The sequence below is a fragment of the Pseudomonas sp. ADAK7 genome (genome assembly GCF_012935675.1).
Lineage (GTDB): Bacteria > Pseudomonadota > Gammaproteobacteria > Pseudomonadales > Pseudomonadaceae > Aquipseudomonas.
Window position 1 is genome coordinate 224,042 of record NZ_CP052861.1, and the last position, 20,583, is coordinate 244,624.

The 20,583-nt window shown below is 60.9% G+C and carries 19 protein-coding genes; 10 read left to right on the forward strand and 9 right to left on the reverse strand.

Going from position 1 to position 20,583, the window contains the following annotated elements; all coding sequences use genetic code 11:
• Nucleotides 1-19 precede the first annotated feature (19 nt).
• Both HKK53_RS01150 and HKK53_RS01155 read right to left on the reverse strand, forming a co-directional pair.
• Nucleotides 20-1,135: a DmpA family aminopeptidase gene (locus HKK53_RS01150; RefSeq protein ID WP_169368931.1), complete on the reverse strand. Its 1,116-nt coding sequence runs from the start codon at nucleotides 1,133-1,135 to the stop codon at nucleotides 20-22.
• 44 nt (nucleotides 1,136-1,179) lie between these two features.
• Nucleotides 1,180-2,283 carry a polyamine ABC transporter substrate-binding protein gene (locus HKK53_RS01155; RefSeq protein ID WP_169368932.1) on the reverse strand — a complete coding sequence of 368 codons (1,104 nt, stop codon included), beginning with the start codon at nucleotides 2,281-2,283 and terminating at the stop codon, nucleotides 1,180-1,182.
• 111 nt (nucleotides 2,284-2,394) lie between these two features.
• Between HKK53_RS01155 and HKK53_RS01160 the strand changes: the two genes are divergently transcribed.
• Nucleotides 2,395-3,162 (forward strand): helix-turn-helix transcriptional regulator, encoded by a 768-nt coding sequence (locus HKK53_RS01160; RefSeq protein ID WP_169368933.1) that lies wholly within the window; start codon nucleotides 2,395-2,397, stop codon nucleotides 3,160-3,162.
• 58 nt (nucleotides 3,163-3,220) lie between these two features.
• Here HKK53_RS01160 and HKK53_RS01165 read toward each other — a convergent pair whose 3' ends face one another.
• Nucleotides 3,221-4,162: a class I SAM-dependent methyltransferase gene (locus HKK53_RS01165; protein WP_169368934.1), complete on the reverse strand. Its 942-nt coding sequence runs from the start codon at nucleotides 4,160-4,162 to the stop codon at nucleotides 3,221-3,223.
• Nucleotides 4,163-4,320: 158 nt separating this feature from the next.
• Between HKK53_RS01165 and HKK53_RS01170 the strand changes: the two genes are divergently transcribed.
• The 5 genes from HKK53_RS01170 to HKK53_RS01190 all read left to right on the forward strand — a co-directional run bounded on the left by HKK53_RS01170 (nucleotide 4,321) and on the right by HKK53_RS01190 (nucleotide 7,468).
• The gene (locus HKK53_RS01170; protein WP_169368935.1) at nucleotides 4,321-4,938 is read left to right on the forward strand and encodes a cytochrome b/b6 domain-containing protein; all 618 of its coding nucleotides are present in this window, start codon (nucleotides 4,321-4,323) and stop codon (nucleotides 4,936-4,938) included.
• Entirely contained in the window at nucleotides 4,935-5,714 is a 780-nt protein-coding gene (locus HKK53_RS01175; protein WP_169368936.1) for a molybdopterin-dependent oxidoreductase, read from the forward strand. The genes HKK53_RS01170 and HKK53_RS01175 overlap by 4 nt, the downstream gene beginning before the upstream one ends.
• Before the next feature lie 54 nt (nucleotides 5,715-5,768).
• A complete protein-coding gene (locus HKK53_RS01180; RefSeq protein WP_169368937.1) occupies nucleotides 5,769-6,041 on the forward strand; it encodes a pentapeptide MXKDX repeat protein in 273 nt (90 codons plus the stop codon).
• A gap of 198 nt (nucleotides 6,042-6,239) precedes the next feature.
• Nucleotides 6,240-6,647, forward strand: coding sequence for a response regulator (locus HKK53_RS01185; protein WP_169368938.1), 408 nt, complete (start codon nucleotides 6,240-6,242; stop codon nucleotides 6,645-6,647).
• A gap of 152 nt (nucleotides 6,648-6,799) precedes the next feature.
• Nucleotides 6,800-7,468, forward strand: coding sequence for an HAD-IA family hydrolase (locus HKK53_RS01190; RefSeq protein WP_169368939.1), 669 nt, complete (start codon nucleotides 6,800-6,802; stop codon nucleotides 7,466-7,468).
• Nucleotides 7,469-7,525: 57 nt separating this feature from the next.
• Here HKK53_RS01190 and HKK53_RS01195 read toward each other — a convergent pair whose 3' ends face one another.
• Together HKK53_RS01195 and HKK53_RS01200 are read right to left on the reverse strand one after the other, a co-directional pair.
• Nucleotides 7,526-8,185, reverse strand: a complete 660-nt coding sequence (locus HKK53_RS01195) for a methyltransferase family protein (RefSeq protein WP_169368940.1) — start codon at nucleotides 8,183-8,185, stop codon at nucleotides 7,526-7,528.
• Nucleotides 8,186-8,286: 101 nt separating this feature from the next.
• Entirely contained in the window at nucleotides 8,287-9,225 is a 939-nt protein-coding gene (locus tag HKK53_RS01200; RefSeq protein ID WP_169368941.1) for a GlxA family transcriptional regulator, read from the reverse strand.
• Between the two features lie 125 nt (nucleotides 9,226-9,350).
• On the opposite strand from HKK53_RS01200, the gene HKK53_RS01205 reads away from it, so the two are divergent.
• Complete coding sequence (locus tag HKK53_RS01205) at nucleotides 9,351-10,142, forward strand: SDR family NAD(P)-dependent oxidoreductase (RefSeq protein WP_169368942.1); 792 nt, start codon at nucleotides 9,351-9,353, stop codon at nucleotides 10,140-10,142.
• 18 nt (nucleotides 10,143-10,160) lie between these two features.
• Here the strand turns inward: HKK53_RS01205 and HKK53_RS01210 are convergent, their stop codons facing one another.
• The 3 genes from HKK53_RS01210 to HKK53_RS01220 form a co-directional block, all read right to left on the reverse strand.
• Nucleotides 10,161-11,801, reverse strand: coding sequence for a Na/Pi cotransporter family protein (locus tag HKK53_RS01210; protein ID WP_169368943.1), 1,641 nt, complete (start codon nucleotides 11,799-11,801; stop codon nucleotides 10,161-10,163).
• A 178-nt stretch (nucleotides 11,802-11,979) separates the two neighbouring features.
• The gene (mgtA, locus tag HKK53_RS01215) at nucleotides 11,980-14,700 is read right to left on the reverse strand and encodes a magnesium-translocating P-type ATPase (RefSeq protein ID WP_169368944.1); all 2,721 of its coding nucleotides are present in this window, start codon (nucleotides 14,698-14,700) and stop codon (nucleotides 11,980-11,982) included.
• Between the two features lie 274 nt (nucleotides 14,701-14,974).
• Nucleotides 14,975-15,271, reverse strand: a complete 297-nt coding sequence (locus HKK53_RS01220) for a hypothetical protein (RefSeq protein WP_169368945.1) — start codon at nucleotides 15,269-15,271, stop codon at nucleotides 14,975-14,977.
• A gap of 532 nt (nucleotides 15,272-15,803) precedes the next feature.
• Between HKK53_RS01220 and HKK53_RS01225 the strand changes: the two genes are divergently transcribed.
• The 3 genes from HKK53_RS01225 (at nucleotide 15,804) to HKK53_RS01235 (ending at nucleotide 19,484) form a co-directional block, all read left to right on the forward strand.
• Nucleotides 15,804-16,742: a cyclase family protein gene (locus HKK53_RS01225; protein ID WP_169368946.1), complete on the forward strand. Its 939-nt coding sequence runs from the start codon at nucleotides 15,804-15,806 to the stop codon at nucleotides 16,740-16,742.
• A gap of 155 nt (nucleotides 16,743-16,897) precedes the next feature.
• Nucleotides 16,898-18,481, forward strand: a complete 1,584-nt coding sequence (locus HKK53_RS01230; protein WP_169368947.1) for an aldehyde dehydrogenase (NADP(+)) — start codon at nucleotides 16,898-16,900, stop codon at nucleotides 18,479-18,481.
• A 73-nt stretch (nucleotides 18,482-18,554) separates the two neighbouring features.
• Nucleotides 18,555-19,484 (forward strand): LysR family transcriptional regulator, encoded by a 930-nt coding sequence (locus tag HKK53_RS01235; protein WP_169374153.1) that lies wholly within the window; start codon nucleotides 18,555-18,557, stop codon nucleotides 19,482-19,484.
• Here the strand turns inward: HKK53_RS01235 and HKK53_RS01240 are convergent.
• Entirely contained in the window at nucleotides 19,477-20,460 is a 984-nt protein-coding gene (locus tag HKK53_RS01240; RefSeq protein WP_169368948.1) for a cyclase family protein, read from the reverse strand. The two genes, HKK53_RS01235 and HKK53_RS01240, sit on opposite strands and share 8 nt — an antisense overlap.
• Nucleotides 20,461-20,583 lie beyond the last annotated feature (123 nt).

The following is a 20,583-nucleotide window of genomic DNA, read 5'->3' on the forward strand; positions in this document are numbered from 1 at the left end:
GCACACCGCTTCAACCATGCTACTGGGCGCCCGGCCAACCCGCCTGACGCAAGGCGTTGAGCAGTGTCTCGGCATCCAGGCCCGGCCCTGCATGCCCGTTACCCTCAGCCGTTTCACCCGCCAGCAAGGCATTGATGATTGCTTCCTCGACGGCTTCGGTTGCGGCCAAAAACAGTTCGCTGATGTGGTCGTTGTTAACCATGCGCAGGTTGTCGCAGGTCGGCGCTTTCTTGCTTTCGTAAGCGGCGGGCGGCACATCGTTGCCGGTGGCGAAGGCGATGAAGATGTCGCCGCTGTGGTCTTCATTGCCGCCGCCGGTGCGGGCCAGGCCGAGGCTGGCGCGTTGCGCGAGGCGGGTGCATTGGTGCGGCAGCAACGGCGCATCGGTGGCGAGGCAGACGACAATCGAGCCCATGCCCGGATGCGGCAACGATGCCTTGAGAAACGGCGAATCAGCCTTTTCCATGTAGCGCCCGACCGGGTAGCCATCGACACGCAATTCGTTGCGAATGCCGTGGTTGGCCTGGACGATGGCGCCCACTGTCCAGCCACCCTGTGCGCTGTTCAAGCGGCGTGACGCGGTGCCAATCCCGCCCTTGAATTCATGGCAGATCATGCCGCTGCCGCCACCGACATTGCCTTCGGTGACCGGTCCGTCGACGGCTGTGTTCAGGGCTTCGGCGACGTGTTCGGGCTTCACGTGAAAACCGTTGATGTCGTTGAGCAAACCATCAAACGTTTCCAGCACCACCGGCATGTTCCAGTAGAGCCGGCCGTCATCCGGTTGTTGTTCGCGATCCAGCACAATCAACGCATCGCGCACCACGCCGAGGCTGTGGGTGTTGGTGAAGGCGATCGGACTGGTCAACAGCCCGGCTTCGCGAATCCATTCCAGCCCGGTGGCATCGCCATTGCCGTTGAGCACATGGACCCCGGCAAAACACGGCTGTTGGCTGGTGGAACCGGCGCGAGGCTCGATCACGGTAACGCCGGTGAGGATGTCGCGGCCGTTAGCGGTGCGGCCGCGCACATCGCTGTGGCCGACCCGCACGCCGGGCACATCGGTGATGGCGTTGAGCGGGCCGGGTTGCAGTTGGCCGAACTGGATATTCAAATCGCGGGCACGTGGTTTCATGCAGGAGCTCTCAGGCAAGTTAAACAGAAGGGGTGGAGGCCGGCTCAGTTGCCGTTCTTGATGTTGCTCCAGGAGCGCGTGCGCACACGTTCGATCTCATGGGGCTGCGGTTGCAGGGTGAAGGCCTTGGCGATCACCTCGGCGGAGGGGTAGATGTTGCTGTACCCGCGCACCTCGTCCGAGAGCAATACCGTCGCGTCTTTGTTGGCATTGGCGGTGAGCGCCAGGTTGGTGGCGGGTGCGATCACTTCCGGGAGGAGCAGGTAGTTGATAAAGGCCAATCCCTGCTTTGGATTGCTGGCGTCCTTGACCATGACCAGGTTATCGGACCACAGCGGCGCACCTTCGACCGGGATGCTGTATTCGATCTTTACACCTTTCGCGGCTTCATTGGCGGCTTGCATGGCACCGAACACGGTGCCGGACCACGCCAGGGCGACGCAGATATCACCGTTGGCCAGGTCGGTCTGGATCTTCGACGAATTGAAATAGGTGATGTGCGGGCGCAACTTGAGCATCAGCGCTTCGGCTTTCTTGTAGTCCGCGGGGTTGCTGCTGTTGGGCGGCAGGCCAAGATAGTGCAGGGCGATCGGGATCACCTCGGCGGGCGCGTCCAGAATCCCCACGCCACATTGGCTGAGCTTGGCCAGGTTTTCTTCTTTGAACAGCAGGTCCCAGGAGTTCACCGGGGCCTGATCGCCGAGGGCCGCACGGACCTTGTCGACGTTATAGCCAATGCCGTCGGTGCCCCACAGGTAAGGCACGGCGTATTGGTTGTCCGGGTCGTTCGCGCGCAGTTTTTCCAGCAACACCGGGTCAATGTGTTGCAGATTGGTCAACTGGCTGCGGTCCAGTTTCTGCAAGGCCCCGGCCTTGATCAGCGCGGGCAGGATGAAGTTGCTGGCCACCACCACGTCGTAACCGCTATGGCCCGTCATCAGCTTGGCTTCCAGTACTTCGCCACTGTCGAAAGTGTCATAGACGGTTTTGATCCCGGTGTCGCGCTGGAAGTCCTTCAGCGTGGTCGGGCCGATGTAGTCAAACCAGTTATAGACGTGCACGGTCGGTTCATCCGCCGCGGCGACCGCTACCCAGGCCGACAGACAGGCGCCCAGTCCCAGATTGAAATACGTGCGGTGACGACTCATGATGCGGCACTCCTGGCCTGCTGCAGGCCGGTGGTAGATAAGAGTATGCAGCGTATCGACCGGGGTGCTCGTCACCCATTCCCATCATGGGTTACACAAAAGGGGTAGAGCGTGGAGGCGTTGCTGAAGGAGTTGCCGGTGCACCAAGGGCTGGCCCGAGTGTTTGGCGCGCTGGGCCGTGACGGTTTCTGGCGGGCGCTGGTGGATACCCTGCGCTTGCTGGTGCCGCTGGATAACGCCTTGGTCGCGGTGATGCAGGCGGGGCGGGTGCCGCAGCTGCTGATCGATTTCGACTCCCGAGCCAGCGCGCACGAAGAGGAAGAACTGGCTGACTACAGCGCCGGCATGTACCTGCTCGATCCGTTCTATCAGGCCGCTTGTGCCGGCATCAGCGACGGCTTGCACAGCCTGGATTCAGTGGCCCCGGACCAGTTTCAGCAGAGCGAGTACTACCAGAGTTACTTCCGCTCGGTGGTGGGCGGTGATGAGTTGCAGTTCATGATTAATGTGGATGGCGCCGTGCTCGGTTTGTCGCTGGGCCGCTCGACGCGGTTCACCGCCGAAGAGCATGGGCGACTTTTATGCGTGCGCGATTGGGTGCTGGCGGCGATGGGCCGACACCTGCAACTGGTGCCACCGGAAGGACCGACGGCGGTGGCGGGGGATCTGGCGACCTTGCTCGATCGCTTCGACGCACGCTTGACGGCGCGTGAAGTCGAGACTGCGCGGCTGATCCTCCAGGGCTTCTCCAGCAAAGCCATCGCCCAGCAGCTCAGCATCTCCCCGGAAACGGTGAAGGTGCATCGGCGCAATCTTTATCACAAGCTCAATGTCAGCGGGCATGGCGAGTTGTTTGCGTTGGTGTTGCAGCCGCGTTGAGGGTCGGGTTTTCACGCGGTCAATGTAGGAGCTGGCGAAGCCTGCGATCTTTTGATCTTCAGCTAACCTGCCGAAACACCAACGCCTTCAACCCGCACTCAATATCCGCATCCGGAAACTCCGGCGGATTCTCCAGCCGCTCGACAAAACTCAAACTCGGCGCCTCACGGGTAACGCCGTCAATCAAAAAGTCCGAACCAAACGCCGGATCATTCATGCAGGCCAGCACCGTACCCTGTTTGGTGAGCAGTTCGGGTAACCGACGCAGCACCCGCTGGTAATCCTTGGTCAGCAAAAAACTGCCTTTCTGAAACGATGGCGGATCAATGATCACCAGGTCATACGGCCCCTTGCCAATCACCTTGCCCCAGGACTTGAACAGGTCGTGGCCGAGGAATGTCACCTGGCTCACGTCGTGGCCATTGAGCCGATGGTTATCACGGCCACGACTCAGGGCCGAGCTGGACATGTCCAGATTGACCACGTGCGCCGCGCCACCCTCGATGGCCGCCACCGAAAACCCGCAGGTGTAGGCGAACAGGTTCAACACCCGCTTGCCCTCGGCATTCGCCCGTACCCAATCGCGGCCGTAGCGCATGTCGAGGAACAGTCCGGCGTTCTGTTTACGGCCCAGGTCCACCCGATACTTCAGGCCGCCCTCGGTGATGGTCATTTCTTCGAGCGCATCGCCCAACAGCCATTCGGTGGTGCTTTGCAGCAGGTAACGGTGTTGGAGCAACAACGTATGCGCGCCGGATTGTTGCCACTCGGCGGACTCGGTGATCTCCAGCAGCAGCCGTTTCAAGTCTTCCAGCTGTTGCGGCTCCGGTTCCTTGAACAGCGACACCAGCACCACACCCTGCAACCAGTCCACGGTCAGTTGCTCCAGCCCCGGCCAGCAACGCCCGCGCCCATGGAACAAGCGGCGGGTTTCGGCGGGGGCGGTGGCCAGGGCGGTCAGCAGGTGAGTGTGCAGGGTGGCGAGGGCGTCAGGGTTCATCGGGCAACGTCGGCAATGTGAGTGGGCGGCATTTTAACCACAAATGAATCCCGGGAACGTCCGGATAGTTATCACGTTTAATTTAACTTTACGTGAGGATTTGGCGAACAGTTGGCTTCCATACTCGACCCCATCGAACAACAAACACGGAGCCGGACATGTCGCAGCCAACTGCTTCACCCAAGGCCAGCCACCCACGCTGGCTGCGTTTGACCCATTGGCTCAACGCCCTGGCGGTGGTGGTCATGGTCAGCAGCGGCTGGCGCATCTATAACGCCTCGCCGCTCTATGACTTCAGTTTCCCGGCGCCGATCACCCTCGGTGGCTGGCTCGGCGGCGCACTGCAATGGCATTTCGCGGCGATGTGGTTCCTCGCCATCAACGGCCTTATCTACCTGATCGTCAACATTGTCAGCGGTCGCCTGTTGCATCAGTTTTTCCCGGTATCGCCCAAAGGCATCTTGCATGACCTGTGGGCGGCCTTGAGAGGGCGGCTGGGGCACGCCGACCTCAGCCATTACAACCAGGTCCAGCGCTTTGCCTACCTGTTCGTCATGCTCGACATCACGCTGATGGTGGTGTCCGGGCTGGTGCTGTGGAAATCCGTGCAGTTCCCGTTGTTGCGGGAATTGCTCGGCGGTTACGAAGGGGCGCGGCAGGTGCATTTCATCGGCATGGCGCTGTTGGTGGCATTCATCGTGGTGCATCTGGTGATGGTGTTGCTGGTTCCGAAAACGCTGTGGGCCATGATCTTTGGTCGCAAGGAGCCGGTATGAAAAAGCGCATCGAAGGACTCGACGAGTCGTCCATTCTCAGCGAAGCCCGGAAGGTACTGGCGCCGCAAATCGAAGACCGATCCCGGCGCTCGTTCCTGCTGCGCGGCCTGACCCTCGGCGGCGTGGCCATGTTGTCCGGCTGCAATATCACTGACAACGACAGCGTCGAAACCGCGCTGTCCTCGATGTCACGCTTCAACGACCGGGTGCAGGGCTGGCTGTTCAATCCCAACGCCATGGCACCGACCTATCCCGAGTCGATGATCACCCGACCGTTCCCGTTCAATGCCTTCTACGGCATCGACGAGGCACCGACCGTCGAGGAAGAAAGCTTCCGCCTGGAAGTCACCGGCCTGGTCGCCGACAAACGCAGCTGGCGCCTGGAAGAACTGCGGGCCATGGCCCAGACCGACCAGATCACCCGACACATCTGCGTCGAAGGCTGGAGCGCCATCGGCCGCTGGGGCGGCGTGCGCTTCAGCGACTTCCTCAAGCGCATTGGCGCCGACACCAGCGCCAAGTACGTCGGCTTCAAATGCGCCGACGACTACTACACCAGCATCGACATGGCCACGGCCCTGCATGCGCAAACCTTGCTGGCCCTGACCTACGACGGCGCCGTGCTGCCCCGTGAGTACGGGTTCCCGATGAAACTGCGCATGCCCACCAAGCTTGGCTACAAGAACCCCAAACACATTCAGGCGATTTTCGTCAGCAACACCTACAGCGGCGGCTACTGGGAAGACCAGGGCTACAACTGGTTCGGTGGCAGCTGACGCAATCCCGAGCACTTCACCGCAAGCACACTCAACTCTATAAGGAACACCATCATGAAAAAGCTAGCCACCGCCGCACTGTCGCTGTTCTTGGCCATGGGCGTCGCCAGCGTGTACGCCGCCGACACCATGAGCAACGACAGCATGAGCAAGGACTCGATGTCCAAGGACGCCATGAAAAAAGACACGATGAAAAAGGATTCCATGGCCAAGGACACCATGAAGAAAGACAGCATGTCCAAAGACGCCATGAGCAAGGACTCGATGAAGAAAGACGCCATGAGCAAGGACGCCATGTCCAAGGATGCTATGAAAAAAGACCAGTAACCGAATGTGCTTCGAGGCCGAACCACGGTTTGCCGGCGCGAAAAACTTATCGCGAAGGCGCCGTGGCTCGGCCTTGTTCGTCTGATTTCGTCTCCTGACTGTATCAAAAATGAATTTCCGCCAACGCAGCTGCTCATACCTGATAGGTGGCGGATTTGAGCTGCGAAATCATTGGTGCAATCAGGGAGTGGTCAGGTCATGAATCCAATAACAATGGCGGGCGAGTCGGTACCTGACGGCCTGATCCTGGTGGTGGAGGACGACCCGCTGATTCTGGAATTTCTGTGTGAAATTCTTCAGGATGAAGGCTTCGTCGTGGAGCCACATGTCAGCGCGGATGCTGCAGCGCTGTATCTGGAAGAACATGCGGGGAAGGTCAGGCTGTTGCTGACGGACATCACCATGCCCGGCAAGCGCAATGGCGCGGACCTGGCTAATGAATTCGGGGATCGCTGGCCGGAGAAGCCGATCATGATCATGTCCGGCTTCGAAACCCCGGAAAGCGCCGGGGTGCGGCATGCGGTGTCGTTCATCAAGAAACCCTGGGCGCTGGGGCAGTTGCTCGATTGCGTGCAAGGCGCTTTGAAGTCGCCTCGCCCTTTGTAGGAGCTGCCGAAGGCTGCGATCTTTTGATCCTGGCGATTTTCAAACTGGCGAAGAGCAAGGTCAAAAGATCGCAGCCTGCGGCAGCTCCTGCGTCGATTGTGACCGACCGGCGGTGATACATTGCCTGACACCTTGCGATAGGAAGCTGTCTTTTGCCTGCTCAACAATCCGTTTTCAACACGCCATACCGCGCCTTTCTGTTCGACATGGACGGCACTGTCCTCAACTCCATCGCCGCCGCCGAGCGGATCTGGACGGCCTGGGCCGTGCGCCATGGAATCGATGTCGCCACCTTCCTGCCGACCATCCACGGCGCTCGCGCCATCGACACCATCAACCGCCAGGGCTTGCCGGGGCTGGATGCTGAAGCTGAAGCGGCGTTTATCACCGAGGCGGAAATCGAGGACGTGGAAGGAATTGTCGAGGTGGCCAATGCGGCGGTTTTTCTGAAGTCGCTGCCTGCCGATCAGTGGGCCATTGTCACCTCGGCACCGAGGGCGTTGGCCTTGCGCCGGATGGCGGCGGCGGGGATTCCGGAACCTGCGGTGATGGTCACGGCGGAAGATGTGAAGGCGGGCAAACCTGACCCCGCCGGCTATCGACTGGCGGCTCGGCGGTTAGGTGTTGAAGTGAAGGAATGCCTGATTTTCGAAGACGCTACCGTGGGGATTCAAGCGGCAGAAGCGGCGGAGGCCGATTTGCTGGTGATCACATCGACTCATGATCATCCGATTCAGACGCCGCACGACACGATGGCTGATTACGATACCGTCGAAGTTCGCGTCGATGCCGATGGCCGGATTCGCCTGAGTTCTATCTGACGAACCCTCCCTCTGTAGGAGCGAGCAAGCTTCGCTCCTACAGGGGACGGGGGTGGGTCAGTAAATGCCGGGGATGAGCCGCCAGGTCTTGCCGCAATACGCCTCATATTCACTGCCAAACTGCGCCCGCAGCAGCGCCTCTTCCGAGTGAATCCGCGCGATCAGCGGAATCAACGTCAACCCCGCCAACACTAGCCCCACCACCGAGCGAAACGCCAACGCCCAGCCGATGCCAATGACCATCATCCCCAGGTAACTGGGGTTGCGCAGCGTTCTATAGATTCCGTCCGTCACCAGCGTGTGCCCCGGCTGGATCGCCACCAACCCGCTGAAACGCTTGCCCAGCACAAACACCGGCCACAACCGCAGCGCGCCGCCGAGGATGAACAGCAATGCACCGAGCCAACGCACGCCTTCGCCACCAAAGGTCAGGAAGTCGATGCGGTCGGTGTAGGCCGGCAGAAAACCGCTGAGCAATCCGATGATGCCGAACACCGGCAGCACCCAGCGATTGACCCGGTCTTCCCGCTCGCCGGAACTCAGGTTGACCTCGGTGAACAGCGAGGCGAGCGCCATCACCACAGTGGCCAGCGCCACCACCACCAGCGAGCCATGGGAAAAGAACGCCGCGAACCCACCGAGCCCCCACACGGCGAGGCCGAGGTAGGCGAGGGTGGAAACGACGGCGAAGAACGCCAGTTTGGCTGAGATTTTCATGGTTAGCTCCACACATGGCATACAACCAGTGTAGGAGTTGTTCACTTAAGAGAATCTTGAGCCAATCGGTAAATCTGTGGCGAGGGGGCTTAAAAGTATCGTCACGCCGAGCGGGCATTACGCCGAATGACTTGCGGTGGCTGGCCGAACGCCCGCAAAAACGCTTCGCGCATCCGCCGCCGATCACTGAAACCTGACTCCTCGGCAATCTGATCCAGCGTCAATCGCCCCCGTTCGAGCATCTGCCGCGCGGCTTCCAGGCGCAGATTCTCAATCGCCTTGGCCGGCGATTGCCCGGTTTCAGCACGAAACGCCCGGCTGAATTGCCGCGGACTGAGCCGCGCCACGTCCGCCAATTGCTCCACCGATAGCGCCGACGTCAGGTGTTCCCGAGCGTAGCCGAGCACAGTCTGGATACGGTCGGATTTCGGCTCCAGTTCCAGCAGCGCCGAATGCTGTGACTGACCGCCCGCGCGGCGGTGGTACATCACCAGTTTCTGCGCCACCGCCCGGGCCAGTTCGGCGCCGTGGTCCTTCTCGACCATGGCCAGCGCCAAGTCGATGCCGGCGGTCATGCCGGCCGAGGTCCATATCGAGCCATCGATCACAAAGATCCGGTCCTCCTCGACCTTGATCGCCGGAAACCGAGCTTGCAGTTCACGGGCGTACGCCCAATGCGTCGTGGCGCGGCGTCCTTCCAGCAAACCGGCCTGGGCCAGCACAAAGGCCCCGGAACAGATCGATGCTGTGCGCCGTGCGGTTTTCACGCTGTCGCGCACGTAGCTCAGCACCGCCGTGGGCGCCTGCTGCAGGATGGAGTCGCCACCGACCACAATCACCGTGTCGAACAGCCGCTCATCGAACGCCTCAGTACCCACGCTCAAGCCGCCGGAGGCACGCAACGTGCGGCCATCCTCCGACAACACGCTGACTTCATACAGGGTTTCGCCGGCACTGAAGTTGGCGTACTCAAACACCGGCATCGCCGCCAGCGCCATGGACTGGAAACCCTCGAACACCACAAACGCCACGGAAGTCATTGCTGTGTCCTCAAAAAGGTCATGTCCTGAAAACGTACTTTAAACGTCATTTGAGACAGACGTCAGCCCATTTATAACGGTTCACACCCGGCGAACTGATCGCCTCACTGTGAAGGAAACTGAAAATGGCACTTTCATCCAAAGGTACGGCGCTGATCACGGGCGCTTCTTCTGGCATCGGCGCGGTCTACGCCGACCGTCTTGCGCGGCAAGGCTATGACTTGATTCTAGTGGCCCGCAGCCAAAGTAAATTGAACACCCTGGCCAACCATTTGAGCAATGAAACCGGGCGCGCCGTGGAAGTGGTCGCCGCTGACCTGAAAGACAAGGCTGATCTGCTGCGCGTCGAAACCATACTGCGCACCGACGCCAGCATCACCTTGCTGGTGAACAACGCGGGAGTCGGCGGGGTGATGCCGCTGCTTGGCAGCCCGGTGGACGACATGGAAGACATGATCACCCTCAACGTCACCGCCCTGATGCGCCTGGCGTATGCAGCAGTGCCGGCCTTCGTGGCCCGTGGTGCGGGAACCGTGATCAACATTTCCTCGATCGTCGCCATCGCCCCGGAAATCCTCAACGGCGTGTACGGCGGGACCAAGGCCTTCGTGCTCGGTCTGAGCCAATCCATGCACCACGAACTGGCCGACAAAGGCGTTCGCATCCAGGCTGTACTGCCCGGCGCCACCGCCACCGATTTCTGGAGCGAGGCCGGCAACCCGGTGGAGAATCTGCCGCAGGAAATCGTGATGTCGGCCCAGGACATGGTCGATGCCGCGCTGGCCGGGTTGGCCAACGGTGAAGTGGTGACGATTCCGGGGTTGCATGAAGGCGAGAAATGGGACGCCTACGAGGCCCAGCGCCAGGTGCTCAGCGGCTCGTTCGGCCACTCCACGGCGGCCGCGCGGTATCGCTGAGTTCGTTTGTTCTGCTTTTTAACCCACTGGGTACGCCGCCTTTTCCGTTTCCGAATCTTCATCGGCCCGTTCCAGTAGCGGATAGGCGAGGGCGGCGATGTGGTGGTGTACCCGGCGGTAATCGCGCAGGACTCGCTGGAAAATATCGCCGGATTCCGCCCAGGTGTTTTTGTCCTCCTGCAATTTGCGGAAGTGCTCGCGGCTGGCTTCGGCTTCCAGTCTCCTCACCGTTTCCTTGCGCTGGACCAGTTGGTGCGCAGTGGCAACGTCCTCGCGCAGGAACACGGTGATCGCCAGGTTCAGGCTTTCCAGCAGTGCTTCGTGCAGCGGCGCGATGTTACGCAGTTCGAACACCGAGAAGTGCTCACCGCGACGCAAACGGCGCATGGCCAATTGCGTGAGGCTGCTGGAAAGAATGTCCGCCGCGTGTTCGAGGTTGATCACGAAGGTGAGGATTTCCTGGGCGCGATCGGCGTCGCTGTCGCTGATGCCTTCCTGGCCAATGTCTGCCAGATAGGCGCGAATCGCCGCGCTGAGCAGATCGGTGGATTGATCGATGCGCCGTACTTCATCGGCACATGTTGGCGCCGAGGTGTGGAACAGTTGCAGCGTGCGCGCCAGCATCGCCGAGAGCATGTCGGCGATGCGCAGGGCTTCCCGGGCGGCGTTGGACAGGCCGATGCTGGCCATCTCCAGGCCCGCTTCGTCGAGGTAACGCGGCATGCCCGGATCGATATCCCGCGCCGGTTCCGGCAGCAGCCGAGTCAACAGGTTGGCCATGGGGGCGGTGAAACCGATGAACACCAGCGCCAGCAGCAGGTTGAAGCCGGTGTGCAGGTAAATCACCAGTGCTGAAGGATCGAGGCTCAGGGTCGACAGCCACCCGGCCAGCGGCAACACCACCGCAGCACCCAACGCCCGCACCAGCAGATTACCCAGGGGCAGGCGCCGGCCGACGTTCGATCCGGCATTGATCACTGACGGCAATGCACCGCCGATGTTCACCCCGAGCACCAACGCGACGAGGGTGGTGGCCGAGAGCATGCCTGTCGCCGCGAGGGAGACGATCAGCAGCACCACGGCCACGCTGGAATGGCAGAGCCAGGTGAGGATCAGCGCCACCAGCAACGCGATCAACAGATCGCCGTCGAGGCTTTGCATGATCAGTTGGAACACCGGTGCGCCCTCGACTTCGGCCAGGGTCGAACCGAGCATGTGCAGGGCGGTCAGCATCAATCCCAGGCCGATCAGCGCACAGCCGATGCTCTCGAAACGCGAGTCATCGCGCAGCCGGAAGACGATCAGACCGGTCAGTAAAACCATCGGCGTCAGCATCGAAATATCAGCGCTGAGCAGTTGCACCACCAACGTCGAACCAATATTGGCGCCGAGCATCACCGCCAGCGCTGGCGCCAGACCTAATGTGCCAGCGGCGGTGAACGAGGTGGCCATCAGGCTGACGGCGGTGCTGCTTTGCAAGACGCCGGTGACGCCGATGCCGGCGAGCAGGGCCAGCCAGCGGTTATTCAGGTGGCGGCCCATCCAGTGGCGCAGTGGCGTGCCGAAGCCGCGCAACAGCACCGAAGAAATCATGTGCGTGCCCCACAGCAACAGTGCAATGGCGCCCGCGAGGTTGAGCAGTAGAGTCGTTCCCGACATGAGAACTCTCCTTTATATCGTGTTGCATTTATCGAAGACCCGAAGGCCGGATCGTGACTTCACCCTGTAGGAGCGAGGCTTGCCCGCGAAGGCGGTGTGTCAGTCGACAACAATGTTGAATGTGAGGCCGCCTTCGCGGGCAAGCCTCGCTCCTACAGAGGGTGGGGTGTTCAGGCGATCAGAACCACTGCTTGAACCGGCGGATGTAGATCACCTTCATGGTCTGCGCCACCACGCAGTAGCTGAGCAGCGTGCCCACCAGCCAAGGGAAGTATTCCCACGGCAACGGCACCAACCCGACCAACGTGCCCAGCGGCGAGAACGGAATGTAGATACCCAGGCAGATCACCACCCCGGTCGCCAGAATCACCGGCAACGCCGCCGTGCTCTGGAAGAACGGGATCTTCTGGGTGCGCAGCATGTGCACCACCAGCGTCTGCGACAGCAGCCCTTCGATGAACCAGCCGGACTGGAACAGGCTCTGCATTTCCACGCTGTTGGCGGCGAACACGTACCACATCAGGGCGAAGGTGGTGATGTCGAAGATCGACGAGGTCGGGCCGATCCACAGCATGAAACGGCCGATGTTCTTCGCGTCCCACTTGCGTGGTTTGCGCAGGAACTCCTTGTCCATCTTGTCCCACGGCAACGCCAGCTGAGAGATGTCGTACATGAGGTTCTGCAGCAGCAGGTGGATCGACAGCATCGGCAGGAATGGAATGAACGCACTGGCCACCAGCACCGAGAACACGTTGCCGAAGTTGGAACTGGCGGTCATGTTCAGGTACTTCATGATATTGCCGAAGGTTTCGCGGCCCTTGAGCACGCCTTCCTCAAGCACCATCAGGCTCTTTTCCAGGAGGATGATGTCCGCCGATTCCTTGGCGATGTCGGTGCCGCTGTCCACCGAAATCCCGACGTCGGCATCGCGCAGCGCCGGGGCGTCGTTGATGCCGTCGCCGAGGAAACCCACGGTATGACCGTTGCCTTGCAGAGCCTTGAGCACCCGGGATTTTTGCAGCGGCGTCAGTTTGGCGAACACCGTGCGTTCTTCGACGCGCAGCTTGAGGGTGGTGTCGTCCATGTGCTCGATGTCCTGGCCGAGCAGCGGCGTGCCCGGGTCGAGACCGACTTCGCGGCAGATCTTGCAAGTGACCACGGCGTTGTCACCGGTCAGCACCTTGACCGCCACGCCCATGTCCCGCAGCGCCGCGATGGCCGGGCCGGCGGTTTCCTTTGGCGGATCGAGAAAGGTCAGGAAGCCGCGAATCACCAGATCGCGCTCATCGCCGGTGTTGTACTGGTTCTTGCTCTGGGCTTTTGGAATCTCGCGGGTGGCGACCAGCAGTACACGGAAGCCGTCCTCGTTGTACTCGTTGGCCAAGGCCAGCAGGTCTTTGCGCCGTTGTGCATCCAACGCGATGACTTGGCCGCTTTCATTGATGTGGCTGGCGATGGAGAGCATTTCCTCGACCGCGCCCTTGCACACCATCAGGTGATCGTCGCGGCTGTCCTTGACGATGATCGACAGGCGCCGGCGGACGAAGTCGAACGGCAATTCGTCGACTTTACTGTAGGCAAACGGCACGCGGAATGCCGGGTTCGCGTTGGCAAATTGCACCACCGCCTGGTCCATCAGGTTTTTCAAACCGCTCTGGTGATGGCTGTTGAGCCACGCCAGTTCCAGTATCGAATCATCACGCCGGCCATGGCTGTCGACGTGGTGTTCGAGAATGATCTTGTCCTGGGTCAGGGTGCCGGTCTTGTCGGTGCACAGCACGTCCATCGAGCCGAAGTTCTGGATCGCGTTGAGGCGCTTGACCACCACTTTGCGCTTGGCCATGGCCATCGCACCTTTGGCCAGGTTGGCGCTGACGATCATCGGCAGCATTTCCGGGGTCAGGCCGACCGCCACGGCCAAGGCAAACAGGAACGCATCGCCCCAATCACCCTTGGAGAAGCCGTTGAGCAGGAACACAATCGGCACCATCACCAGCATGAAGCGGATCAGCAACCAGCTGACGCTGTTCACCCCGCGGTCGAACGCGGTTTGCACCCGGGAGCCGACGATGGCTTTGGCCAGGGAACCGAAATAGGTCCGCGCCCCGGTGGCGACCACCACCGCTTTGGCGGTGCCGCTGACCACGTTGGTGCCCATGAAGCAGATGTTCGGCAGGTCCAGCAGGTTCGACTGGTCGGTCGCGCTTCCGGTGGCCGACTTCTGCGCCACGTTGCCCAGGGTGTCGTACTTCTCGACCGGCAACGCTTCGCCGGTCAGCACCGCCTGGCTGATAAACAAGTCGCGGGATTCGATCAGGCGGATGTCGGCCGGGATCATGTCACCGGCGCTGAGCTGCACGATATCGCCGGCCACCAGATCACGCATCGGCACTTCGCGCAGCAGCGGCTTGCCGTCCTTGTGCTCGCGGCGCAGCACGGTGGCGGTGGTGCGGACCATGGCTTTCAGGGCTTCGGCGGACTTGGCCGAGCGGTATTCCTGCCAGAACCGTAGCAGGCTGCTGAGGCTGACCATGGTCATGATAATGATGACTTTGGTCAGGTCGGCGTCATCCGCTTCACCGTTGCTGATCGGCAGCCAGTAGTCAGTGAAAAAACTGATGGCGGCCAGGGTCAGCAACACATAGATGAAGGGATTGTTCAGGGCTTTGAGCAGTTGGATCAGGGCGTGAGGCGGCTTGTCGTGGGCCACTTCGTTGTGACCGTTGCGGGCGAGGCGGCCCTGGGCTTCGAGTTCGGTCAGGCCATCGGTGCTGGCGTTGAGGTTGGTCAGCGTCACGGCCAGGCCGTTCTGCGCTTCCCGGGCGGCGCGCATCGACAGTTTGGCGTTGTCGCTGCTGGCGCCTTGAGTGGCTTTCTTTGCGTTTTTTACAAGGGTCATTGCTGTGCTCCTGCCGCCGGCTCGCGGCACGACACACAGGCACCTCAGCTAATTAAAGACGAGCGCACGTATGTCGAGCCGCCAATAGGCGATCGATTCTGATAGTTGTGTTTTCGGGGTTTAATGTTCGCTGGCCGTTGTTTGAATAATAACGGGCAGCGAACCGTCTACTGGCTTCGTCCATAACTAACTCCACTATTTTACAGGCAATAAGAAGTTGCCGAATTCCAACTAAGGAAAACGTTAAGGGAAGGACTATGAAAGTGCCTTCAGATCAGTTGAAAGTGCGCGTCCCGAGTAGCAGGCCGAGCATCACGCTCGCCTGCTGGAACAGGCGCGCGATGCGCCGACTCGGTGGTTCCTGGCTGTCGTCGAGGCTCCAGCGTTGCTGAAGCTGGCCGGTCATCGGGCAGACGCGCCAGTTGGCCCGCAGATGGGCTGTGGCAGGGGAAGAAGGGCTGGAAAACGGGGCGATAACCCGTTTTTCCAGCGGGCGTTCACGGCAGGGCCGGACCCGCATGGTCGAAGCAAAGGCGCGTACGCCGGGCATTACAGTGAATTTGAAGTTCATAACATACCTCTGGACCGGACTGACGCCGGCGAGGCAAGTTACGGTGGAGCATCAAGCTCTAGCGCAGCTCACCCGACCGCAAAGTCGAGTCCCGTCATGTTCTGGGTTATGTGCCAGGTCCTGCGAATTCGCAGTTACCCGACAGCGACTAGATACTGTGTCCATTGGATTCTTTTGTGAGTTGAAAAAAGGCCTGTGAAACCGGCCCGCGCAATTTACTCAGGCAGGTGGATCAAGTCAACCTTCAATATCGGATTAAAGTGCAATTGAATGGAGAAACTGCGGACCCGGTTGTTGAAGTTGGAAGTTGTTCAGGTAAATGACAGTTAATGATGATCCCTGTAGGAGCGAGGCTTGCCCGCGAAGGCGGAGTGTCAGTCGACATCATTGTTATAGATACGCCGCTTTCGCGGGCAAGCCTCGCTCCTACAATTCGTGACAATCCAGAACTAATGTATTGCCCACACCTGTCTGTTTCCCCACAGACGGGCTGCGTACCTTGGGTGCACTGCAACCCCATAAGGACGCCCCCATGCTCAATCGTTTGATACTGCCTTTCGCCTTGCTCTTCACCGTCAGCGCTGCCCAGGCCGCGGATGCCGAAAAATGGTATCCGTCGAAATACGGTGCCAATGATGAAATCGGCGCGCTGAATCTGTTGAACGCCGACTCGGTGCTCAACGCCGCCAAACTGATCAAGACCGGCAAGACCTACCCGCTGGCCGTGCCCATCGACAAGACCCTCCCGGCCTTCCGTCATCGCAGCTTCAACCTGACCAACGTCCAGCCGGGCGAGGCGGGTGGCACCACCATGGGCCCGAACAAATTCACCTTCAACGATGAACTGGTGGTGGGCTGGACCGGCGTCGGCACCCAGCTTAACGGCATCGGCCATATCGGCATCGATTACGTCTATTACAACGGCAACCGCGCCGCCGATTTCGTCACCGTCGAAGGCGTGAAAAAACTCGGCATCGAGAAGGTCCCGCCGATCGTCACCCGTGGCGTGGTGCTGGACATGACCGCCGTGTACGGCACGCCGATCGTGCCGGAGAAAACCGAATTCACTGTCGCCGACATCCAGAAAGCCCTCGACCTGCAAGGCATCACCATCCAGAAAGGCGACGTGGTGCTGTTCAACACCGGTTGGCTGGAACTGCTGGGCAAGGACAACAAAAAATTCCTCGCGGTGGAGCCGGGCATCGGCATGTCGGCAGCGAAATGGCTGGTGGACAAGCAGATCGTTGCGTTCGGCGGTGACACCTGGGCCTCTGAAATCTACCCGGCTAAAGACGGCCAGGAGTTCCCGGTCAACCAGTACATGCTGGCCAAGAACGGTATCTACAACCTGGAGCTGATCGACAGCCGCGCGCTGGTGAAAGACAAGGCCTGGGAGTTCATGTTTGTCCTCGGCCAGCCGCTGTACAAGGGCTCGACCCAGGTCAACATCAACCCGGTCGCCATTCACTGACGGACCGCTGGCCAGGGGATGACCAACGCTCATCCCCTGGCCCGTTGTTGTCCTTTGTTTGCCCATGACCCCAACCCCTAGAGTGAAGCGTGCGCCACAGGCGTAACCCTTCAATTCGAGTGATCGCCCGCCAAGCGCGGGCGCGGGAGTTTTTGATGTCCGCTATTTTGGGTCAGCAGTTTATCGATGGGCAGCGCAGCGCCCTGGGCCGCGAGACGTTACGCAGCCTCGACGCCAGCACCGGGCAGGCGCTGCCCTATGTTTTTCATCAGGCTGATGAGCAGGAAGTGACGCTGGCGGTCGCTGCAGCCACGCGGGCCTTTGCGCCGTTTCGTCAGTTATCGCCACAGCGGCGCGCCGAATTTCTTGAGGCGATTGCCGAGGAAATCGATGGGCTGGGCGGAGATTTCATTGCGCTGGTCTGCCGGGAAACCGCGCTGCCCGAGGGACGGATTCGCGGTGAACGCGGTCGCACCACCGGCCAATTGCGCTTGTTTGCCGACGTGTTGCGTCGCGGCGATTTTCTCGGTGCGCGCATCGATCAGGCCTTACCCGAACGCACACCGCTGCCGCGCCTGGATATTCGCCAGTACCGCATCGGCGTCGGTCCGGTCGCCGTGTTCGGCGCGAGCAATTTCCCCTTGGCGTTTTCCACGGCCGGCGGCGACACCGCTTCGGCGCTTGCCGCCGGTTGCCCGGTGGTGTTCAAGGCCCACAGCGGGCATATGGCGACCGCCGATCACGTGGCCAGCGCCATCGTTCGTGCCGCGCAACGCACGGGCATGCCGACCGGCGTATTTAACATGATCTACGGCGCGGGTGTCGGCCAGGCATTGGTCAAGGCTGACGGCATCAAGGCTGTCGGGTTCACCGGTTCGCTGAAGGGCGGCCGCGCCTTGTCCGATCTGGCCGCCGCACGCCCGCAACCGATCCCGGTATTTGCCGAGATGTCGAGCATCAACCCGGTGATCCTGCTGCCCGAAGCACTCAGCGTCCGGGGCGGCAAAATCGCCGAAGAACTGACTGCCTCGATCAACCTCGGTTGCGGCCAGTTCTGCACCAGCCCCGGTCTGATCATCGGCCTGCGCTCGCCACAGTTCAGCGAGTTCCTCGAGGTGTTTGCCCAAAGCATGGGCCAGCAACCGCCGCAGACCATGCTCAATGCCGGCGCCCTGAAAAGCTATCGCGCCGGTCTTCAACACATCGCCAATAACGATGGCGTCGAGCATTTGGCCGGTCAACCGCAGGGCGAGTCCCAGGCGCAACCGCAGGTGTTCAAAGCAGACGCGCAGTTGTTACTCGATGGCGATCCGTTGTTGCAGGAAGAAATCTTCGGCCCGACCACGGTCGTGGTCGAAGTCGCCGACCCGCAACAACTGCGCGCCGTACTCGACAGCCTGCACGGCCAACTCACCGCCACGCTGATCGCCGAACCAGTAGACCTGGATCGCTTCGCCGACCTGCTGCCGCTGCTCGAAGACAAGGTCGGGCGCCTGCTGCTCAACGGCTATCCGACGGGGGTGGAAGTCAGCGATGCCATCGTGCATGGCGGCCCATACCCGGCAACCTCGGATGCCCGTGGCACGTCGGTCGGCAGCCTGGCCATCGATCGCTTCCTGCGCCCGGTCTGCTATCAGAACTATCCTGATGAGTACCTGCCCGAGGCGCTGCAAAACGCTAATCCACTGGGCCTCAATCGACTGGTCAACGGCCAGTGGAGCAAGGCGCCCCTGAGCTGACCACGTACCCCGCGCCGGTACGTGCCGGCGTGGGCCTAGACGGATTCGTCCCTTGAATCGAGCACCCACCGACATGGTTCCTTCCCTCGCCAGCATTGCTTCACGCTTGCGCCTCAAACAGTTGCGCTTGCTGATTGCCCTCGATGATCGCGGCTCGCTGCACAAGGCGGCCGAGCAGATTTCGATCTCCCAGTCCGGCGCCACCAAAGCCTTGCATGAAGTCGAGTCGTTGCTTGGCATGCCGCTGTTCGAACGCCAGCCCAAAGGCCTGGTGGCCAATGAAATGGGGCGATGCATGATTCGTTATGCGCGGCTGATCTACAGCGATGTCGAGCACCTGCGCGAGGAAATGCTCAGCATCATGCAAGGCCAGGGCGGGCGGTTGTCGGTGGGAGTGATCATGGGCGCGGTGCCGTTGCTGACCCGGGCCTTGAGCGCGTTACGCCTCAAGCAGCCGGAGTTGTCGGTGGAACTGGTGGAAAACACCAGCGCCACGTTGTTGGGGCTGCTGGATCAAGGACGGCTGGATCTGGCGATTTGTCGCACCAGCGTCGGCCAACGCTCGGACGCTTATGACTGTATCGAGCTGAGTGAAGAACCCTTGGCGGTGGTCGCGAGCAAGGATCATCCGCTGGCCCGTTCCGAATCGTTGCAGCTGTCGCAATTGAGTGATTACCGCTGGGTCGTCTACCCCAAAGACATGCCGATGCGTCAGGCCCTGGAGCGCGAGCTCAACGAAGCGGGGCTTGAGATCCCGCGTTATCCGCTGGAAACCTCGTCGACCTTCGCCACCATTCTCCTGGTGCAGCAAGACCCGACGCTGTTGGCGGTGATCCCGGTGGAAGTCGCCGAGTTCTGCGAGCAATACGATTTGCTGGTGAAACTGCCGGTGTCGTTGCGCGCGTTGATCGAGCCCTATGGCGTGATCAGCCGGGCCGGCGCCGATCTGTCTCCGGCGGCGACCCTGCTGATCAACGAACTGCAACAGGACCTGATTACTTGATCACGATTGGATTCACCGGGGCGCCAGTGCCACCGACGATCTTCAGCGGTGCGGCGGTGTAGAGGAATTTCCACTGGCCGTCGGCGGCACAGTCGCTGGCCAGTTCATCGAGCAGCGCCACTTCGGTGAAGGTCACGCCGAGGTTGCGCATCAACGCATTATGCAGCGGGATCATCACCCCGGAGGCCGGGTCGACTGCCACTTCGTTGGCCATGGTGTCGGTGACCAGGTTGGGGATTTCCATCTGGTGAAACCACTCCACCAACTCACGGCTGAAGGTCAGGCCCGGCTCGGCGAAATCCTTGTAGAACTCGTCCGGTTCGCGCTCGTAGAACGAGCCGATCCAACCGGTGCGGATGATCAGGATGTCGCGCTTCTCGATCTCGATGCCCTGGGCTTTCGCTGCCGCCAGCAAGTCCAGGTGGGTGAAGGTTTCGCCCTTGTCCAGTACCGTTTTGCCGCGATGGCGGGCCATGTCGATCAACACCGCGCGCCCGACAATTCCGCGCTCGGCAATCGGCAGGATGCTGGCCTTGTCCATGCTGCCGATGGTGCTCATGGCGTCGTAGCCATTCCACAGTTTGTTGTCGTGCCACACGTGACCCAAGGCGTCGTACTGGGTCGAGCCTTGCAGGTGCATGAAGATCACGTCGTCGGCGTACTCCACATGGCCGTCGAAGTGGGTTTTACCGGCCAGGAAATGGCCCTTGTCCAGCACGTTGACCCGCATCGACGGGCGGCGGCCGGGCCACAGCGGTTCGCCCTTGGGATGGCCGATTTGTACTTGCAGGGTGAAGGTCTTGCCCTGGCGCACCGACGCAATGCCGCGCAGAACCTCGGCGCTTTGCAGGTAATTCAGGGCGCCGACTTCATCGTCCGGCCCCCATTTGCCCCAGTTGGTGGGCAGGCCTTCGAGGAGTTTTTTAGCGTCGGGAGAACGGTCGGCGGCGGTGTTATTGGTGTTGTGGTCGCACATGAGGGTTGTCCTGGGATTTAAGGCGATACCGGCTCTTGTAGGAGCGAGGCTTGCCCGCGAAGGCGTCATGTCAGTCAGCATCATCGTCGCCTGACACACTGCTTTCGCGGGCAAGCCTCACTC

Excerpts from the sequence above, each read along its gene's own strand:
- HKK53_RS01150 (WP_169368931.1), bottom strand. The coding sequence starts at position 1,135 with ATGAAACCACGTGCCCGCGATTTGAATATCCAGTTCGGCCAACTGCAA.
- HKK53_RS01155 (WP_169368932.1), bottom strand. The coding sequence starts at position 2,283 with ATGAGTCGTCACCGCACGTATTTCAATCTGGGACTGGGCGCCTGTCTG.
- HKK53_RS01170 (WP_169368935.1), top strand. The coding sequence starts at position 4,321 with ATGTCGCAGCCAACTGCTTCACCCAAGGCCAGCCACCCACGCTGGCTG.
- mgtA (WP_169368944.1), bottom strand. The coding sequence starts at position 14,700 with ATGACCCTTGTAAAAAACGCAAAGAAAGCCACTCAAGGCGCCAGCAGC.
- HKK53_RS01175 (WP_169368936.1), top strand. The coding sequence starts at position 4,935 with ATGAAAAAGCGCATCGAAGGACTCGACGAGTCGTCCATTCTCAGCGAA.
- HKK53_RS01185 (WP_169368938.1), top strand. The coding sequence starts at position 6,240 with ATGAATCCAATAACAATGGCGGGCGAGTCGGTACCTGACGGCCTGATC.
- HKK53_RS01230 (WP_169368947.1), top strand. The coding sequence starts at position 16,898 with ATGTCCGCTATTTTGGGTCAGCAGTTTATCGATGGGCAGCGCAGCGCC.
- HKK53_RS01240 (WP_169368948.1), bottom strand. The coding sequence starts at position 20,460 with ATGTGCGACCACAACACCAATAACACCGCCGCCGACCGTTCTCCCGAC.
- HKK53_RS01235 (WP_169374153.1), top strand. The coding sequence starts at position 18,555 with ATGGTTCCTTCCCTCGCCAGCATTGCTTCACGCTTGCGCCTCAAACAG.
- HKK53_RS01180 (WP_169368937.1), top strand. The coding sequence starts at position 5,769 with ATGAAAAAGCTAGCCACCGCCGCACTGTCGCTGTTCTTGGCCATGGGC.
- HKK53_RS01195 (WP_169368940.1), bottom strand. The coding sequence starts at position 8,185 with ATGAAAATCTCAGCCAAACTGGCGTTCTTCGCCGTCGTTTCCACCCTC.
- HKK53_RS01225 (WP_169368946.1), top strand. The coding sequence starts at position 15,804 with ATGCTCAATCGTTTGATACTGCCTTTCGCCTTGCTCTTCACCGTCAGC.
- HKK53_RS01205 (WP_169368942.1), top strand. The coding sequence starts at position 9,351 with ATGGCACTTTCATCCAAAGGTACGGCGCTGATCACGGGCGCTTCTTCT.
- HKK53_RS01165 (WP_169368934.1), bottom strand. The coding sequence starts at position 4,162 with ATGAACCCTGACGCCCTCGCCACCCTGCACACTCACCTGCTGACCGCC.
- HKK53_RS01210 (WP_169368943.1), bottom strand. The coding sequence starts at position 11,801 with ATGTCGGGAACGACTCTACTGCTCAACCTCGCGGGCGCCATTGCACTG.
- HKK53_RS01200 (WP_169368941.1), bottom strand. The coding sequence starts at position 9,225 with ATGACTTCCGTGGCGTTTGTGGTGTTCGAGGGTTTCCAGTCCATGGCG.
- HKK53_RS01220 (WP_169368945.1), bottom strand. The coding sequence starts at position 15,271 with ATGAACTTCAAATTCACTGTAATGCCCGGCGTACGCGCCTTTGCTTCG.